We start from the raw sequence: 17,360 nt of genomic DNA on the forward strand, positions 1-17,360 counted from the left end.
CGCGCGGCGCGGGCCTCCGCGCCGGGCCCGGCGCGGGCCTCCGGACGGGTCGGGCGCGGGTCTCCCGAGGTCCGGCGCGCCCGCTCAGCCGGCGGGGCGACCGGTCGCGCGGGGCCAGTGGGCGCGCAGCGTGCGGACGGTCTCCGCGATGGCCGGACGGCGGGCGGCGCCCTCGCGCCAGAGGGCGTACAGGTGCCGCTGGGGCATCGGGTCGAGCGGCACCTCCACCACCCCGGCGGGCAGCGGGCCCCGGCCCAGCCGGGGGATGAGGGCGATCCCCAGCCCGGCGGCGACCAGCGCGACCAGGGTCGGGTTCTCGTCGGCCCGGTGGACGATGAACGGCTCGCACCCGGCCTCCCGCAGGGTCCGCACCAGCCAGTCGTGGCACACCCGGCCGGGCGGCTGGCAGATCCACCGCTCCCCGGCCAGCTCCTCCCGCCGCACCGGGCCCCGCCCCGCGAAGCGGTGCCCCTCGGGGACCAGGAGGTCGCAGAGGTCGTCGCCGATCCACGCCTGTTCCACCCCGGCCGGGGCGGGCAGCGGGGCGATGTCCCAGCCGTGCGCCACGACCAGGTCGACGGCGCCCTTCGCCACCAGGTCCACCGAGAGATGGGGGTCGACCTCGGTGAGCCGGGTGTCCAGCGCCGGGTGACGGGCCGCCAGCTCGGCCAGCACCCCCGGCATCAGCCCGCGTGCCGCCGACGGGAACGCGGCGACGGCCAGCCGCCCCTCCGGCGCCCCGCGGCCCGCCTCCAGCTCGGTCTCGGCGCGCTCCACGATGGCCAGCAGCTCGCGCGCCGTGCGGGCCAGCCGCCATGCCTCGTCGGTGAGCCGGACCCCGCGTCCCTCCCGCTCCAGCAGGACGGTCCGGGTCTCCCGCTCCAGCTTGGCGATCTGCTGGGAGACGGCGGACGGGGTGAAGCCCAGCGCGGCGGCCGCGGCGCCGACGCTGCCGTGCACGGACACCGCGTGCAGGGCCCGCAGCCGCTGCAGATCGAGCATGCCGCTCCTCCTCGTCATCGGTCAGCGCTGCTTCATCCAACCATGCAGCAAGCTTTGCTGGTGCTTCACGGTCCGGGCGGCGATCCTCGACGTATGCGACCCTCCCACCTGCTCCTCGGCGTGCTCGTCGCCGTCCTCTGGGGCGTGAACTTCACCGTCATCGAGATCGGCCTCGGCCATTTCCCCCCGCTGCTCTTCTCCGCGCTGCGCTTTCTGGTGGCGGCCGTCCCCGCGGTGTTCCTGGTGGGCCGCCCGAGGGTGGCGTGGAAGTGGATCGTGGGGGTGGGGCTGGCGCTGGGGGTGGCCAAGTTCGGCCTGCTGTTCGTCGGTATGGACATGGGCATGCCGGCCGGACTGTCCTCGCTGGTGCTCCAGGTGCAGGCCGTGTTCACGGCGGTGTTCGCCGCGGGGTTCCTGGGCGAGCGGCCCTCCCGGGTGCGGGCGGCGGGCATGGTGGTCGCGCTGGCCGGGATCGGGGTGGCGGCGGTCGACGAGGGCGCCTCGGGTCCCCTGGGCGGCTTCCTGATGGTGGTCGCGGCGGCGGCCGCCTGGGGGGTGTCCAACGTCCTCACCCGCCGGGCCGCGCCGCCCGACGCGCTGAACTTCATGGTGTGGGTCTCCACCGTCCCCGTGCTGCCGCTGCTGGTCCTCTCGCTGCTGACCGAGGGCCCCGCCGAGGACCTCGCGGCCCTGCGCGCCCTGGACCCGGCGGGCGTCGGCGCGCTGCTCTACGTGGCCTGGGGTGCCACTGTCCTCGGCTTCGGCGCCTGGGGCTGGCTGCTGCGCCGTCACCCGGCCTCCACGGTCGCGCCGTTCTCGCTGCTCGTCCCCGTCTTCGGCATGCTCTCGGCGGCCGTGTTCCTCGACGAGGCGGTGACACCGCTGCGGTGGTGCGCGGCGGCGCTGCTGGTGGGCGGCGTGGCGCTGACGTCGGTGGTTCCCGGGCGGCGCGGCGGACGCGCCGGGGTGCCACCCGCCGCGCGCCCGCCGGCCGCCGCGGTGCCGTCACTCGCCGCGGCCCCGCAGTCCGAACCGGCCGGGCTGCCCGTGCGCCCGTCCGCACACTCATCAGACATTACCGATATGGGTGAATCGCGCATATAACAACCTACTAGTGTGCATAAAACGTTCACTCTTCTGCCGCGCATCCGCATGAGGCGGCCCGGCGTTAGGGGGAGCATGACCACACACACAGGGGGAGAGCGGCAGGGCGAGCCGGCCCGCGCGCGGGCCACCGACAGGGAACGGTCCGTCTCCTCGCGAGCCGAGTGACGAGCTCGTGCACAGCGAAGAACCGGACTACGGCCCCGGCTTCCACGCCTCCCACCCCGAGCCGTATCCGGGCCCCTACACCCGTCCCCACCCCGATCCCTACTCCAGCCCCTACGCCCGCCCGTACGCCCCCGACACCGGTCCCGGCCGCCATCGCGCCCCCGCCGGGGACTTCGGCCCGCCGCTCGACCCGGGCCTGTCCTGGGACCCGGCGGAGGAACTGGCGTTCATGCTCCAGGACGCCATGGGGGAGCAGGTCCCGAAGGCCGCCCCCCACCCGGAGCCCCCGCCCGCCCCGGCCCCCGCGCCGCCGCGTCGCGGCACTCCGCTGGAGAACCTCCAGGAGATCACCGCCAGCCTGCCCCGCCTGCGCGCCGGAACCGCCCGCGGCGGCCCCCGGAGCAGCGGCCACCGCAAGGTCCGGGAGCGCCGCCGCCCCCGGGGGCGGGACGCGGCCAGCTATCTCATCGCCGCCGCCATCACCGTCATCACCTCGGCGGTGAGCCTCTTCGGGGGACTGGTCGCCTACGGCCCCCTCCGCTTCATCGCCCTGACCCGGCTCCAGACCGACGCCGTCTCCTGGTGGCCGCTGCTGGTCTACGGGCCCTGGCTGGCGGCCTCGCTGTCCGTGCTGCGGGCGGCGCTGCACCACCGGCGGGCCGTGCACTCGTGGTGCGCGGTACTGGCCTTCTCGCTGATCGCGATGTTCCTGTGCGTGGCCGCCCAGACGCCCACCACCGCCATGGACGTCACCGCCGCGGCCCTGCCCGGTCTCGCCTCCCTGACCTGCTTCCAGCAACTGGTCCGGCAGATCACGCTGACCCGCCCGCCCCGCCGACCCAAGCGCCGCCACCGGGTCCGCGCGGCGCGCCCGCAGCCCCCCGGCCCGGCACCGAGGACGACCGGTGGCACCCGGATCGGCCGGCCGGGCTCCGACGGGTCCGCGCGTTCCGGCGGCGGGCCGGACCGGCGGAACCCGGGGGCGGCCTCCCTCACCTACGCGATCAGCGACACCCGTCCGCTGCGCACCCCCCGCCGGCCCGGCCCGTTCCCGCAGCCCCGCGGCTCCGGCTCCCTCAGGCCGACTCGGTGAGCAGCCGGGCCAGATGACGGCGGCCCCCGTCCAGCAGACCGGACAGCGGGGCCGCCGACCCGTACCACCGCTTCTCGTACTCCCAGCACAGCCAGCCGTCCCACTCCTGACGGGACAGCACCTCCACGCACTCGGCCAGCGGCAGCACCCCCGCCCCGAGCGGCAGCGGGGCGGTGTCCTCGGCGGAGGCGATGTCCTTGACCCGGACGTAGCCGAGGTACGGGGAGAGGGCCGCGAAGGACTCGACCGGCTGCTCACCGCCCAGCCAGGTGTGCATCACGTCCCACAGCGCGCCGACCTGCCGGTGCCCGACCAGCCCCAGGACGCGCATCGCGTCGGCGCCGGTGGGGTGCGAGTCATGGGTCTCCAGCAGGATGCGCACCCCCGCGTCGGTGGCGTGCTCGGCGGCGGTGCCCAGCCGCCGGGCGGCCGTCGCGTCCGCCTCCCCCGGCGACGGACCGGCCCCGCCGGGCAGCACCCGGACGTACGGGGCGCCCAGGTCGTGGGCCAGGTCGACCAGGGCGCGGACCTCGTCGATCACCGCACCGTCGTCGCCCGGCGCGGCGACCCGCGCGCCCCCCGTCAGACCGAGCACCTCCAGGCCCGCCGCACGGAACGCGGCCACCACGCCGGCCCGTTCGCCGGGGGTGAGACCGGGGTGGACGGGCTCCTCGGGGTGGGCGCGCAGTTCGACGCCGTGGTATCCGTGGGACGTCGCGAGCGGCAGCACATCGGTGAGCGGCAGTCCGGGAAGTCCGAGGGTGGAAAACGCCAGCTTCATGCCGGGGCACCCTACCCGCCGTACGCCCGCTCACTCCGTACGCCACTCAGCGCGCCCCGGTGAGCCGCCGTCGGCCGGGCGGGCGCGGCGGGGCCCGCCGCGCCGTCCGGCTCCAGCTCGGCCGCCGTCGGGTAGGACGCCTGGGCGCCCGCGCGGGTGACGGCGACCGCCCCGACCCGGGCCGCGTGGGCCGCCGCGACGGGGAGCGGGTCGCCGGCGCCGAGCCGCCAGGCCAGCGCCGCCGTGAACGCGTCGCCCGCGCCGGTGGTGTCCACCGCGTCCACCCGCACGGCGGGGACCCGGTGCACCTCCCCGGCCGCCGACGCCGTCAGCGCGCCCTCGGCCCCGAGCGTGACGACCACCGAGCGCGGCCCCGTGGCCAGCAGGCCCCGGGCCCATTCCTCCGGCCCGCCGCCCGCCCCGTCCGCGCCGAGGAGGACCCGCGCCTCGTGCTCGTTGACGATCAGCGGGTCGCAGGCCGCCAGGACCTCCGGCGGCAGCGGCCGGGGCGGCGACGGGTTGAGCACGAAGCGGCTGCCCGGCGCCAGAGCCCGGACCACCTCCGCGACGGTCCCCGGCGGGATCTCCAGCTGCGCCGACACCACCCGGGAGGCCCGCAGGAGGCCCCCGGCCGCCCGGACGTCCTCCGGGGCCAAACGCCCGTTGGCGCCCGGCGACACCACGATGCTGTTGTCCCCGGACGGATCGACGGTGATCAGCGCGACGCCGGTCGGCGCCCCGCCCGTCAGCACCCCGGACGTGTCCACCCCGGCCGCCCGCAGGGAGCCGAGCAGCAGCCGCCCGTGGCCGTCGTCGCCCACCCGGGCCAGCAGCGCGGTGCGCGCGCCGAGCCGGGCGGCGGCCACGGCCTGGTTGGCGCCCTTGCCACCCGGATGGACCACCAGGTCGGAGCCGAGCACCGTCTCCCCGGCGCCCGGCCGCCGCTCGACGCCGATCACCAGATCGGCGTTGGCCGACCCCACGACCAGCAGGTCGTAGTCGTACATGAGCCCCTCCTCGTCCCCGCGGTCCCCGCGCGGTCCGGCCGCGCGCCTTCCGCCCACCGCGATCCTGCCCCGTCCGGGCCCGCCGATCCGGGGAAGCGCGGCCCGGAGGCCCCCCGGCCCCCGGGACCCTTTCGTCATGCGTGAACACTTCGGCCCGAAGTGTTCACGCATTTTCCGACCACCCCTCCCCGCCGAGGCCCCGGCCCCGCCGCCTCCGCGCGGGGAAAGCACCGGTCCCCGCCCGGGATGTCACCGGCCACCGGTACCGTCGGGCCATGTCCAACCAGCCCGCAGCGGCCCCGGGCGAGCGCCGGCTCGCCGTCCTCGAAGGCGTCCTGGAGCGCGTCACCTACGCCAACGAGGAGAACGGCTACACCGTCGCCCGGGTGGACACCGGCCGGGGCGCGGGCGACCTGCTCACGGTCGTCGGGGCGCTGCTCGGGGCGCAGGTGGGGGAGTCCCTGCGAATGGAGGGCCGCTGGGGCTCGCACCCGCAGTACGGCAAGCAGTTCCACGTGGAGAACTACACGACCGTCCTGCCGGCCACCGTCCAGGGCATCCGCCGCTACCTCGGCTCCGGCCTGGTCAAGGGCATCGGGCCGGTCTTCGCGGACCGCATCACCCAGCACTTCGGGGTGGACACGCTCACCGTGATCGAGGAGGAGCCCAAGCGGCTCATCGAGGTCCCCGGGCTCGGCCCCAAGCGGACGAAGCGGATCGCGGAGGCGTGGGAGGAGCAGAAGGCGATCAAGGAGGTGATGCTGTTCCTCCAGACCGTCGAGGTGTCGACGTCGATCGCGGTGCGCATCTACAAGAAGTACGGGGACGCCTCCATCTCCGTGGTCAGGGACCAGCCCTACCGCCTCGCCGCCGACGTCTGGGGCATCGGCTTCCTCACCGCCGACCGGATCGCCCGGTCCGTCGGCATCCCGCACGACAGCCCGGACCGGGTGCGGGCCGGGCTCCAGTACGCGCTCTCGCAGGCCACCGACCAGGGCCACTGCTACCTCCCCGAGGAACGGCTGATCTCGGACGCGGTGAAGCTGCTCCAGGTGGACACCGGCCTGGTCATCGAGTGCCTCGCGGACCTGGCCGCCGCACCGGAGGGGGAGGACCCCGGGGTGGTGCGGGAGCGGGTGCCCGGTCCGGACGGTGGGGAGCCGGTCACCGCCGTCTACCTCGTCCCCTTCCACCGCGCCGAACTCTCCCTGTCCGCCCAGCTCACCCGGCTGCTGCGGACCGAGGAGGACCGGATGCCCGCCTTCCGCGACGTGGACTGGGACAAGGCGCTCGCCTGGCTGAAGGGCCGTACCCGCACCGATCTCGCCCCCGAACAGGAGGCCGCCGTACGGCTGGCGCTGACCCGGAAGGTCGCCGTCCTCACCGGCGGTCCCGGCTGCGGCAAGTCCTTCACGGTGCGCTCGATCGTGGAGCTGGCCCGCGCCAGGCGGGCCAAGGTCGTCCTCGCCGCCCCGACCGGCCGTGCCGCCAAGCGGCTCGCGGAGCTGACCGGGGCCGAGGCGTCCACCGTGCACCGGCTGCTGGAGCTGAGGCCGGGCGGTGACGCCGCCTACGACCGGGACCGGCCGCTCGACGCCGACCTCGTGGTCGTCGACGAGGCGTCCATGCTCGACCTGCTGCTCGCGAACAAGCTGGTCAAGGCGGTGCCCCCGGGCGCCCATCTCCTCTTCGTCGGGGACGTCGACCAACTCCCCAGCGTCGGGGCGGGCGAGGTGCTCCGGGACCTGCTGGCCGAGGGCGGACCCGTCCCGGCGGTCCGGCTCACCCGGGTGTTCCGCCAGGCACAGCAGTCCGGGGTGGTGACCAACGCCCACCGGATCAACGCGGGGCAGCATCCGCTCACCGACGGCATGAAGGACTTCTTCCTCTTCGTCGAGGACGACACGGAGGAGGCCGGACGGCTCACCGTGGACGTGGCGGCCCGTCGCATTCCGGCCAGGTTCGGGCTCGACCCCCGGCGCGACATCCAGGTGCTCGCGCCCATGCACCGGGGCCCGGCCGGGGCCGGCACGCTGAACGGCCTGCTCCAGCAGGCGGTCACCCCGGGCCGGCCCGACCTGCCCGAGAAGCGGTTCGGCGGGCGGGTGTTCCGGGTCGGGGACAAGGTGACCCAGATCCGCAACAACTACGACAAGGGCGAGAACGGCGTCTTCAACGGCACCGTCGGCGTCGTCACCTCCCTCGACCCGGTCGAGCAGCGCCTCACCGTCCGCACCGACGAGGACGAGGAGGTGCCGTACGACTTCGACGAACTGGACGAGCTGGCCCACGCCTACGCGGTCACCATCCACCGCTCCCAGGGCAGCGAGTACCCGGCGGTGGTCATCCCCGTGACCACCGGCGCCTGGATGATGCTCCAGCGGAACCTGCTGTACACGGCGGTCACCCGGGCCAAGCGGCTGGTGGTCCTGGTCGGCTCGCGGCGCGCCCTCGGGCAGGCGGTGCGCACGGTCTCCGCGGGCCGCCGCTGCACGGCGCTGGACTTCCGGCTCCGCGGCCACTGAACCGGTCCGCGACCGGCCGCCGCACCGCCCTCCGTGCCGTCCGTCGCATCGTTCGGGGGGAAATGATCGATCAAATGAGTCGTAAAGGTCACAGTGCCCTTCCGGAAGCCGGAAGGAACGGGCAGGATGGGCAAGTTGGCGGCACTCAGTGCCGCCAATAGGCCCTATGGTCGACCCCGAGTGCACTCTCCTGAGCCAAGTGGGGGATGGTAGAGACAGTCAGGGCACCTCGAAGATGAGGCACTACGTCGGTGAGGGAAGACGTGAGCGACAACTCTGTAGTACTGCGGTACGGCGACGACGAGTACACCTACCCGGTGATCGACAGCACCGTCGGCGACAAGGGCTTCGACATCGGGAAGCTCCGCGCCCAGACCGGTCTGGTGACGCTGGACAGCGGATACGGGAACACCGCCGCCTACAAATCCGCGATTACGTACCTGGACGGCGAGGGCGGCATCCTCCGCTACCGCGGCTACCCGATCGAGCAGCTCGCCGAGCGCTCCTCCTTCGTGGAGGTCGCCTACCTGCTGATCAACGGTGAGCTGCCGACCGTCGACGAGCTCGCCGCGTTCAAGGGCGAGATCACGCAGCACACCCTGCTGCACGAGGACGTCAAGAACTTCTACACGGGCTTCCCGCGCGACGCCCACCCGATGGCGATGCTGTCGTCGGTCGTCTCCGCCCTGTCCACGTTCTACCAGGACAGCCACAATCCGTTCGACGAGCGCCAGCGCAACCTCTCCACCATCCGGCTGCTCGCCAAGCTTCCGACGATCGCGGCCTACGCCTACAAGAAGTCGATCGGCCACCCGTTCGTCTACCCGCGCAACGACCTCGGCTACGTCGAGAACTTCCTGCGCATGACGTTCTCGGTGCCGGCGCAGGAGTACGAGCCCGACCCGATCGTCGTCGCGGCGCTGGACAAGCTGCTCATCCTGCACGCGGACCACGAGCAGAACTGCTCGACCTCCACGGTCCGTCTGGTGGGCTCCTCCCAGGCGAACATGTTCGCCTCGATCTCCGCCGGCATCAACGCGCTGTGGGGCCCGCTGCACGGCGGCGCCAACCAGTCGGTGCTGGAGATGCTGGAGGGCATCCGCGACGCGGGCGGCGACGTCGACTCCTTCATCCGCAAGGTGAAGAACAAGGAGGACGGCGTCCGGCTGATGGGCTTCGGCCACCGGGTCTACAAGAACTTCGACCCGCGCGCCAAGATCATCAAGGCCGCCGCCCACGATGTGCTCTCCGCCCTCGGCAAGTCCGACGAACTGCTGGACATCGCCCTGAAGCTGGAGGAGCACGCGCTCTCCGACGACTACTTCGTCTCGCGCAGCCTCTACCCGAACGTCGACTTCTACACGGGCCTGATCTACCGGGCCATGGGCTTCCCGACCGAGATGTTCACGGTCCTGTTCGCCCTCGGCCGGCTGCCGGGCTGGATCGCCCAGTGGCACGAGATGATCAAGGAGCCGGGCTCCCGCATCGGCCGCCCGCGCCAGATCTACACGGGGGTCGTCGAGCGCGACTTCCTCCCCGTCGAGGAGCGCTGAGCCCCACCGCTCACCTCACCGGCGAACCTGGGTCCCGTACCGCACACCGCGCGGTACGGGACCCTTTCGCCGTGTGCGGGGGAGCGGCGGGCGCGATGGCCGGAACGGAGCGGTTGGCAGTGGGCGCGCGGCGGTGGCGCGTCGCGGGGCGGGGTGACGGTGGGGGCGGAGGCGGAGACGCGTGGGCGCGGGCGTACCGGACGCGGACAGCAGAAGGCGCCCCGGCGCCGGTCCCCCCACGGGCCGACGACCAGGGCGCCTTCCCATGTCCCGGTGCGGATTCCCCCCACGGGATCCGGCCGGGCGTCTGTGAGGACAGCGCCTGAATCGCTGTGTCGAGTACGGCGGGCGAACCCGCCGTACTCTTGTGTGCTGCGAACGTACGGCGATGGTGCGGTCTGCCGGGACAGCGCACCCGGGAGGGCCGCTCAAAGCTTCCCGGTGTACGTGTCCCGGCAACGCAACTCTGGAAGACGTCCCCCAAGACATCTCCAGATGCCGGTTCGCGCCCCCCAAGACGCTCCCCGACATCGCCAACTTAGACCTTCGAACCCCTTCGATGGTTACGTTCGCATCACTGTGATCTGCGTCTCTTGCATATGTCCGTTAAATTCGCAAGACCCCAATACGTCGATCGGGGCCCAGCGTAAGGAAGATGCGCGAGCCTTGTGAAGAGCTTATGTGAGGTCGGTTCCGGACTCCAGGGGTCCCAGGCCACGGATCGGCTTCGGTCTCAGCGGAACGCGCGGAGCCGCAGGCTGTTGGTGACCACGAAGACGGACGAGAAGGCCATGGCCGCCCCGGCGATCATCGGGTTCAGCAGCCCGGCCGCGGCCAGCGGCAGCGCGGCCACGTTGTAGCCGAAGGCCCAGACGAGGTTGCCCTTGATCGTGGCGAGGGTCCGCCGGGAGAGCCGGATCGCGTCGGCGGCCACCCGCAGATCGCCCCGGACCAGGGTCAGGTCGCTCGCCTCGATCGCGGCGTCCGTCCCGGTGCCCATGGCCAGGCCCAGGTCGGCGGTGGCGAGCGCGGCGGCGTCGTTGACCCCGTCACCGACCATGGCGACGGTGCGCCCCTCGGCCCGCAGCCGCCGCACGACCTCGACCTTCTCCTCGGGCAGCACCTCCGCGATCACCTCGTCGATGCCGACCTCGGCCGCCACCGCCTCGGCGACGCGCCGGTTGTCACCGGTCAGCAGCACCGGGGTGAGGCCCAGGCGGCGCAGTTCGGCCACCGCCTCGGCGCTGGTCTCCTTGACGGCGTCCGCGACGGCCACGACACCGCGTGCCACCCCGTCCCAGCCGACCACGACGGCCGTACGGCCGTCCCGCTCGGCCCGGTCCGCCGCGCGGGCCACCTCGGGCGGCACCGCCTCGTGCAGCCGCCCCACGGTCACCTCGTGACCCTCCACGCGCCCGCGCACGCCCCGGCCGGGCACGTTGGCGAAGTCCTCGACGGCGGGCAGCGCGCCGACCCGCTCCTCGGCACCGGCGGCGACCGCGCGGGCCACCGGGTGTTCGGAGGCGTGCTCGACGGCGCCCGCGTACCGCAGCAGCTCGCGCTCGTCGGTGCCGTCGGCGGCGTACACCTCGTGCAGGGTCATCCGGCCGGTGGTGACGGTGCCGGTCTTGTCCAGGACGACGGTGTCGGCGCGGCGGGTGGACTCCAGCACCTCGGGGCCCTTGATGAGGATGCCGAGCTGGGCGCCGCGCCCGGTGCCGACCAGCAGCGCGGTCGGAGTGGCGAGGCCCAGGGCGCAGGGGCAGGCGATGATCAGGACGGCGACGGCCGCGGTGAACGCGGCGGCGGTGTCGCCGGTGACGCCCAGCCAGGTGCCGAAGGTGCCGGCGGCGATGAGCAGCACGACGGGCACGAAGATCCCGGAGATGCGGTCGGCCAGCCGCTGCACCTCGGCCTTGCCGCTCTGCGCGTCCTCGACCAGCTTCGCCATCCGGGCGAGCTGGGTGTCGGAGCCGACCCGGGTCGCCTCGACGACCAGCCGGCCCCCGGCGTTGACGGTGGCGCCGGTGACGGTGTCCCCGACGGACACGTCCACCGGCACCGATTCGCCGGTCAGCAGCGCGGAGTCCACGGCCGAGCGGCCCTCGACGACGGTGCCGTCGGTCGCGATCTTCTCGCCGGGCCGGACGACGAAGCGGTCGCCGACGGCCAGCGCCGAGACGGGGACACGCACCTCCCGCCCGTCCCGCAGGACGGCCACGTCCTTGGCGCCCAGCTCCATCAGCGCCCGCAGCGCGGCACCGGCGCGGCGCTTGGAGCGGGCCTCCATCCAGCGGCCGAGCAGCAGGAAGGCGGTGACACCGGCGGCGGCCTCCAGGTAGATCAGGGAGGAGCCGTCGGTGCGGGAGACGGTGAGGTCGAAGCCGTGGCGCATGCCGGGCATCCCGGCGTCCCCGAAGAACAGCGCCCACAGCGACCAGCCGAACGCCGCCAGGGTGCCCAGCGAGATCAGCGTGTCCATGGTGGCCGCGCCGTGCCGGGCGTTGGCCCAGGCGGCGCGGTGGAAGGGCAGTCCGCCCCAGACGACCACGGGCGCGGTCAGGGTCAGCGAGAGCCACTGCCAGTTGTCGAACTGGAGCGGCGGGACCATCGCCAGCAGGACGACGGGCAGGGCCAGCAGCCCGGAGACGATCAGCCGCTGCCGCAGGCCGGTCGTCTCGCGGTCGTCCTCCCCGGCCCCGGACCCGGCACTGGGCCCGGACGCGTCCGCGTCCCCGGAGGAGGGGGCGGGCGGGGGAGCGGGCGCGGGCGGCGGCTCGGCCGAGTACCCGGTGCGGACGACGGTGGCGATCAGGTCGTCCACGCCGGTCGACGCCGGGTAGGAGACGCGGGCCTTCTCCGTCGCGTAGTTCACGGTGGCGGTGACGCCGTCCATGCGGTTGAGCTTCTTCTCCACCCGGGCCGCGCAGGAGGCGCAGGTCATGCCCCCGATGCGCAGCTCGACCTCGGCGCGCTCCGGCCCGTCGGCCGGGGCGGCACCGGGGGTGGCGGAGCCGGTCGGTTCACCTGTGGTGGTCGTCATGCTCACTGCTCCAGACGGCCGACCGGACCGGGGCGGTGTCCGCGGACCGGTCGGCGGGAATGCCGGGTGCGCCGGAGGGCCGGTGCGCCCGGGACGTGCGAGGGGTACGAGGGGTGCGGGAGGCGCGGTGCGGTGCCCGCCGCTCAGGCCCGGCCGACCAGCTCGAAGCCGGCCTCGTCCACGGCGGCACGCACGGACTCGTCGTCGAGCGCGGTCCGCGAGACGACGGTGACCTCGCCGGCGGCGGCGACGGCCTTCACCGAGTCGACGCCGGTGATCTGCGAGATCTCGCCGGACACCGCGCCCTCGCAGTGGCCGCAGCTCATGCCGCTCACCTTGTAGACGGTGGTGATGGAGCCCGGGGTGTCGGTCTGGGCGGTCATGTCGTCGCTCCTCCTCGGTGGTGTGCGGGACGGGTACCCCTGGGGCAGGAGGGTCCTGCGGGGGCCCGCACATCTCCACTGTACCCCTAGGGGGTATGGATGCGGTGCCCGCCGTACCTCCGGATTCACGGGTCCCCCCTGAGCCGACGGTGAGGCCCCGGTCTCCCCGGCCCCGCAGGGCTCCCGTCCGGCCCCGGCCCCGGCCGACCCTGGCCCGGACCCCGGCCCCGGTCGGCCCCGGACCCCGGCCCCGGCCCGTGCGGGCCCCCGCCCCGCGGGCCGGTGCCCCGTCCTCGGTCCGTCCGCGCCCCGCCCTCAGTCCGTCCGCCGCCCCCGGTTGCCCGGCCGCGCGGCCACCCAGGCCCGCACGGTGTCGGCGTACCAGTACGGCTTGCCGGCCTCCACGTGGTCCGGCGCGGGCAGCAGGCCGTGCTTTCGGTACGAGCGCACGGTGTCCGGCTGCACCCGGATGTGGGCGGCGATGTCCTTGTAGCTCCAGAGCCGTCGGTCGGTCACGGGACGCACCTCCCCGCGCGCGCCGCGGCGGCGACCGGGACGGTCGCCGGTGGGAGCCGGGCGCTGCGCTGGCGGTCACCAAGCCTGTGCCGGACGGGCCGCCGCGCACCGCGGACGGCCCGGGCGGTTCCCGGGTGTGACACGGAAACCGCGCGCACGTGACATGTGTGACGCAAAGGGGTTCTTTGTGACACGAGTACCGCAAAGCCGGACGCTCCCGTCCGGGCGCGGCGGGTTGACCCGGCAGCCCCGGGCACCCGACCGGGCGGAGTGCGCGCCGCCCTGACGCCGCGCCGGACACCCCGGTGCCCGCTCCGCGCGCACCGGCGGCACCCTCCGGCACATGTCCCGGACATGTCCGGCGGATGGCGGCATCATGTCGTCCGAATGTCCGGACAAAACGTTGACAGAGAAGGTGAGCGCCGCTAGAAACCGGGGAAGACCCAAGGACGGGTACGAAGGGAAACGCGATGGCGCACGACCTGAACGCCGCGGTGCCGCCGTGCGCCGCGGGCGCGCCACTCGCCCCGTCCTCTTCGCCGCCCGTCGTCCCGGGCCGTCCCGACGGGACCCGGCGCCGCCGCCGGTCCGCCGGGGCGCCGAGGCCCGGACCCGGAACGCCTCCGGCGCGGGAGGCCGCTTCGCCCTGGCAGGAGCGAAGTGCGAGCGCCGACTCCCCGCCCGCCCCGGCCCCGCGCCGGAGGTCTCGGGTCCGACCCGACCGGATACGCACGGCCGGCACCCCCGCACCTGTCTACGCGGCCGCCCGAACCGCAGACACTGTGTCGGCCCCGCGCCGGGGCGGACGGCTGCTGGGATGGACTCCCGGCCCCCGCCGCGGCCCGGCGTCCACCGGCTCCGGCAGGTGACCGTACGAACGGCACGCCCCGTCCCGTCGCCGCCCTCTGCGAAGGAGTTCTCGGTCATGACGAAGATCGTCAACCACTGGATCGGCGGCAGGACCGTCGAAGGCACCTCGGGCAGGTCCGGACCGGTGACCGACCCGGCGACCGGCGAGGTCACCACCGAGGTCGCGTTCGCCTCGGCCGGCGAGGTGGACGCCGCGGTCGCCGCGGCGAAGGCGGCCTTCCCGGCCTGGGGCGGCTCCTCGCTGGCCCGCCGGACCTCCGTCCTCTTCAGGTTCCGCGCGCTGCTGGACGCGCACCGCGACGAGATCGCCGCACTGATCACCGCCGAGCACGGCAAGGTGCACTCCGACGCGCTCGGCGAGGTGGCGCGCGGCCTGGAGGTCGTCGACCTGGCCTGCGGCATCAGCGTCCAGCTCAAGGGCGAGGTGTCCACCGAGGTGGCCGGCCGTGTCGACGTGGCCTCGATCCGGCAGCCGCTCGGCGTCGTCGCGGGCATCACCCCGTTCAACTTCCCGGCCATGGTGCCGATGTGGATGTTCCCGCTGGCCATCGCCTGCGGCAACACCTTCGTCCTCAAGCCCAGCGAGAAGGACCCGTCGGCCGCCAACCGGATCGCGGAGCTGCTCGGCGAGGCCGGTCTGCCGGACGGCGTCCTCAACGTCGTCCACGGCGACCGGACGGCCGTGGACCGCCTGCTGGACCACCCCGACGTGCGGGCCGTCTCGTTCGTCGGCTCGACCCCCGTCGCCCGCCACATCCACACCACCGCCGCCGCCCGCGGCAAGCGGGTGCAGGCCCTCGGCGGCGCCAAGAACCACATGCTGGTGCTGCCGGACGCCGATCCGGACGCCGCGGCGGACGCCGCCGTCTCGGCGGCCTACGGCTCGGCGGGCGAGCGCTGCATGGCGGTCTCCGTGGTCGTCGCCGTCGGTTCCGTCGGGGACGACCTGGTGGAGCGCATCCGCGAGCGAGCCGAGAAGATCGTCATCGGCCCCGGCGACGACCCGGCCTCCGAGATGGGCCCGCTGATCACCCGGGCCCACCGCGACCGGGTCGCCTCCTACGTGGCGGGCGCGGCGGCCGAGGGCTGCGAGGTGGTCCTGGACGGCACCGGCCACACCGTGGAGGGCCACGAGGGCGGCCACTGGATCGGCGTCTCCCTGCTCGACCGGGTGCCGACGACCGCGAGCGCGTACCGGGACGAGATCTTCGGCCCGGTCCTGTGCGTGCTGCGCGCGGAGACGTACGAGGAGGGGCTGGCGCTCATCAACGCCTCGCCGTACGGCAACGGCGCGGCGGTCTTCACCCGGGACGGCGGCGCGGCCCGCCGCTTCCAGTTGGAGGTGGAGGCCGGGATGGTCGGGGTGAACGTGCCGATCCCGGTGCCGGTGGGCTACCACTCCTTCGGCGGCTGGAAGGACTCGCTGTTCGGCGCCCACCACGTCTACGGCAATGACGGCACGCACTTCTACACCCGCGGGAAGGTCGTCACCACCCGCTGGCCGGACCCGGCCGACGCCCCGGCCGGTGTCGACCTGGGCTTCCCCCGCAACCACTGACCCGCCGCCCGCTGCCCCGTCCCGCCCGCGCGGGGCGGGGCAGCGCCGCGGCCGGGTGCCCCGCGCGGGCCCCGGCCGCCCGGCGGCCTCCCGGCACGGCGAAGGGGCGGCCCCGCCGGGAGATCCCGGCGGAACCGCCCCCGGCGGTGTCCGTCAGCCCTGGCCGTTGGTCGACAGGATCGAGACGTCCTCCAGCAGGTGCGCCAGCGCTCCGTCGCGCTTGGCCTGCGTGGAGTTCTCGGTGCACTGCTGGTTCAGGTCGTCCGACAGGATCGGGATGTCCTGGATCGGAACCAGTCCCACGACGCTGACCGGGATGTCGCTCACCGCGATGCAGGGCTTGTTGAACGAGCCCTGGATGAGCGCCATCTGCGGGCTCATGTTGCCGTACGTCGCGGAGTTGCCGAAGTACTGCGCTGCGGCGTTTCCGTTGGCCACGTTCGGGCCGCTGTCGTCGCCGATCGCCATAGCCTGCGGGGCCGCGGCAGCGGAGGCACCCATGACGGAGGCGGCGATCGCGGCGTAGGCGACAACCTTCTTGATCATTTGGCCGGTCCTTTCTGAAGAAACCCCGTCCACCGGAGCCCCCTGGTCAACTCCGCGGGGCCGTACGGGTTTCTCCCGTTCACTCCGTCGGTCGACAACGGGAAATCTGTGCGGGTCGCCGCGGGCGCCCGGATTCCCCCGGAATCCCTGGATTTCTGTGCGCCCGTACAGGGCCAACCGGGTGAACGCCCGCAACCATTCACCCCGCGCCCTGTTGATCTGGCCGTAGGACAGTGCGTCGCTACGAGGAAAGGAACCGAAGTGCTCAAGAAGGCTATGGTCGCCGCGGCGGCCGCCGCTTCTGTGATCGGCATGTCGGCGGCAGCCGCCCCCCAGGCGTTCGCCATCGGGGACGACAGCGGACCGAACGTGGCCAACGGCAACGGCGCCGTGTCGTCGTTCGGCAACGCGTCCACCAAGGGCGACATGAGCCCCCAGCTCTCCCTGGTCGAGGGCTCGCTGAACAAGCCGTGCCTGGGCGTCGAGGAAGTCAACGCCGCCGTCATCAACCTGATCCCGATCCAGGACGTCAACGTCCTGTCGGACGACCTGAACCAGCAGTGCTCGGACAACTCCACGCAGGCCAAGCGGGACGGTGCCCTGTCGCACATCCTCGAGGACCTGTCGGTGCTGTCGGCGAACGGCCAGGCCTGAGCCGTATCCGGACCGGTCCGGACGGCCCGCTGACTTCCGCGCGGGCCGTCCGGTCGTCTCCGGGGCGGGTCCCCGCAGGGTGAGCGGGGGCGGCCCCGGTCGCTCTCCTGGACGTACGGTCATACCGGCTCATGGAGCATCCGGGTGAATTCAGGGGTGTCCCACGTTCCGGAATCTCTCCGGCCGTCAATTCCTCGTTTGCAGGCTGCTGGTCATGGTGCGAGCCGTCAATGCTGTGCTCGCGCGGTTTCGGCCGTCAATCAGGCATGACCGCAGAGAAGGGAAAGTTCATGAAGAAGAGCGCTGCTGTCGTCGCGGGCGCGATCATGGCCCTCGGCATGGCCACCCCGGCCTTCGCCGACGCGGGTGCCGAAGGCGTTGCCGTCGGTTCCCCGGGTGTGCTGTCGGGCAACGTCATCCAGGTTCCCGTGCACGTTCCCATCAACGTGTGCGGCAACAGCATCAACGTGATCGGTCTGCTCAACCCGGCCTTCGGCAACGTGTGTGTGAACGACTGACGTCGTTTCCCACCGGCCGCCGGGCTGGACCACGGCCGG

General features: G+C 73.7%; 14 protein-coding genes. 7 read left to right on the forward strand and 7 right to left on the reverse strand.

From position 1 onward, the window contains the following. Positions 1-84: 84 nt before the first annotated feature. Entirely contained in the window at positions 85-1,002 is a 918-nt protein-coding gene (locus GTY84_RS10350) for a LysR family transcriptional regulator (protein WP_161225856.1), read from the reverse strand. Positions 1,003-1,095: 93 nt separating this feature from the next. On the opposite strand from GTY84_RS10350, the gene GTY84_RS10355 reads away from it, so the two are divergent. Beyond that, positions 1,096-2,106: an EamA family transporter gene (locus tag GTY84_RS10355; RefSeq protein ID WP_161225857.1), complete on the forward strand. Its 1,011-nt coding sequence runs from the start codon at positions 1,096-1,098 to the stop codon at positions 2,104-2,106. A 175-nt stretch (positions 2,107-2,281) separates the two neighbouring features. Next, complete coding sequence (locus tag GTY84_RS32915; RefSeq protein ID WP_202550278.1) at positions 2,282-3,367, forward strand: DUF2637 domain-containing protein; 1,086 nt, start codon at positions 2,282-2,284, stop codon at positions 3,365-3,367. On the opposite strand, the gene GTY84_RS10365 is transcribed toward GTY84_RS32915, so the two are convergent. Both GTY84_RS10365 and GTY84_RS10370 read right to left on the reverse strand, forming a co-directional pair. After that, entirely contained in the window at positions 3,351-4,148 is a 798-nt protein-coding gene (locus tag GTY84_RS10365) for a sugar phosphate isomerase/epimerase family protein (RefSeq protein WP_161225858.1), read from the reverse strand. The genes GTY84_RS32915 and GTY84_RS10365 overlap by 17 nt on opposite strands. 11 nt (positions 4,149-4,159) lie before the next feature. After that, positions 4,160-5,155 carry a ribokinase gene (locus GTY84_RS10370; RefSeq protein ID WP_161225859.1) on the reverse strand — a complete coding sequence of 332 codons (996 nt, stop codon included), beginning with the start codon at positions 5,153-5,155 and terminating at the stop codon, positions 4,160-4,162. 275 nt (positions 5,156-5,430) lie between these two features. Here GTY84_RS10370 and GTY84_RS10375 point away from each other — a divergent pair, with 275 nt between their 5' ends. Then, positions 5,431-7,680: an ATP-dependent RecD-like DNA helicase gene (locus GTY84_RS10375; RefSeq protein WP_161225860.1), complete on the forward strand. Its 2,250-nt coding sequence runs from the start codon at positions 5,431-5,433 to the stop codon at positions 7,678-7,680. Positions 7,681-7,943: 263 nt separating this feature from the next. Beyond that, complete coding sequence (locus tag GTY84_RS10380; RefSeq protein WP_161225861.1) at positions 7,944-9,233, forward strand: citrate synthase; 1,290 nt, start codon at positions 7,944-7,946, stop codon at positions 9,231-9,233. A 733-nt stretch (positions 9,234-9,966) separates the two neighbouring features. Here GTY84_RS10380 and GTY84_RS10385 read toward each other — a convergent pair. From GTY84_RS10385 to GTY84_RS10395, 3 genes are all read right to left on the reverse strand, one after another. Beyond that, a complete protein-coding gene (locus GTY84_RS10385) occupies positions 9,967-12,276 on the reverse strand; it encodes a heavy metal translocating P-type ATPase (RefSeq protein WP_161225862.1) in 2,310 nt (769 codons plus the stop codon). A gap of 143 nt (positions 12,277-12,419) precedes the next feature. Further along, positions 12,420-12,659: a cation transporter gene (locus GTY84_RS10390; protein WP_161225863.1), complete on the reverse strand. Its 240-nt coding sequence runs from the start codon at positions 12,657-12,659 to the stop codon at positions 12,420-12,422. A gap of 315 nt (positions 12,660-12,974) precedes the next feature. Next, positions 12,975-13,175, reverse strand: coding sequence for a MarR family transcriptional regulator (locus GTY84_RS10395; RefSeq protein WP_161225864.1), 201 nt, complete (start codon positions 13,173-13,175; stop codon positions 12,975-12,977). Between the two features lie 925 nt (positions 13,176-14,100). Between GTY84_RS10395 and mmsA the strand changes: the two genes are divergently transcribed. Next, positions 14,101-15,603, forward strand: coding sequence for a CoA-acylating methylmalonate-semialdehyde dehydrogenase (gene mmsA / locus GTY84_RS10400; protein WP_161225865.1), 1,503 nt, complete (start codon positions 14,101-14,103; stop codon positions 15,601-15,603). A gap of 153 nt (positions 15,604-15,756) precedes the next feature. Here mmsA and rdlB read toward each other — a convergent pair whose 3' ends face one another. Further along, a complete protein-coding gene (gene rdlB / locus GTY84_RS10405; RefSeq protein ID WP_161225866.1) occupies positions 15,757-16,149 on the reverse strand; it encodes a rodlin RdlB in 393 nt (130 codons plus the stop codon). 261 nt (positions 16,150-16,410) lie between these two features. Between rdlB and rdlA the strand changes: the two genes are divergently transcribed. Then, positions 16,411-16,803: a rodlin RdlA gene (gene rdlA / locus GTY84_RS10410; protein WP_161225867.1), complete on the forward strand. Its 393-nt coding sequence runs from the start codon at positions 16,411-16,413 to the stop codon at positions 16,801-16,803. Positions 16,804-17,093: 290 nt separating this feature from the next. Continuing rightward, the gene (chpD, locus tag GTY84_RS10415; RefSeq protein WP_161225973.1) at positions 17,094-17,321 is read left to right on the forward strand and encodes a chaplin ChpD; all 228 of its coding nucleotides are present in this window, start codon (positions 17,094-17,096) and stop codon (positions 17,319-17,321) included. The last annotated feature ends 39 nt before the right edge of the window (positions 17,322-17,360 follow it).

Origin of the sequence: Streptomyces sp. SID8352 (genome assembly GCF_009862265.1) — a bacterium.
Lineage (GTDB): Bacteria > Actinomycetota > Actinomycetes > Streptomycetales > Streptomycetaceae > Streptomyces.

Coding starts and splice junctions, on each gene's coding strand:
- GTY84_RS10365 (WP_161225858.1), bottom strand. CDS start 4,148: ATGAAGCTGGCGTTTTCCACCCTCGGACTTCCCGGACTGCCGCTCACC.
- GTY84_RS10385 (WP_161225862.1), bottom strand. CDS start 12,276: ATGACGACCACCACAGGTGAACCGACCGGCTCCGCCACCCCCGGTGCC.
- GTY84_RS10370 (WP_161225859.1), bottom strand. CDS start 5,155: ATGTACGACTACGACCTGCTGGTCGTGGGGTCGGCCAACGCCGATCTG.
- rdlB (WP_161225866.1), bottom strand. CDS start 16,149: ATGATCAAGAAGGTTGTCGCCTACGCCGCGATCGCCGCCTCCGTCATG.
- chpD (WP_161225973.1), top strand. CDS start 17,094: ATGAAGAAGAGCGCTGCTGTCGTCGCGGGCGCGATCATGGCCCTCGGC.
- GTY84_RS10375 (WP_161225860.1), top strand. CDS start 5,431: ATGTCCAACCAGCCCGCAGCGGCCCCGGGCGAGCGCCGGCTCGCCGTC.
- mmsA (WP_161225865.1), top strand. CDS start 14,101: ATGACGAAGATCGTCAACCACTGGATCGGCGGCAGGACCGTCGAAGGC.
- GTY84_RS10355 (WP_161225857.1), top strand. CDS start 1,096: ATGCGACCCTCCCACCTGCTCCTCGGCGTGCTCGTCGCCGTCCTCTGG.
- GTY84_RS10350 (WP_161225856.1), bottom strand. CDS start 1,002: ATGCTCGATCTGCAGCGGCTGCGGGCCCTGCACGCGGTGTCCGTGCAC.
- GTY84_RS10390 (WP_161225863.1), bottom strand. CDS start 12,659: ATGACCGCCCAGACCGACACCCCGGGCTCCATCACCACCGTCTACAAG.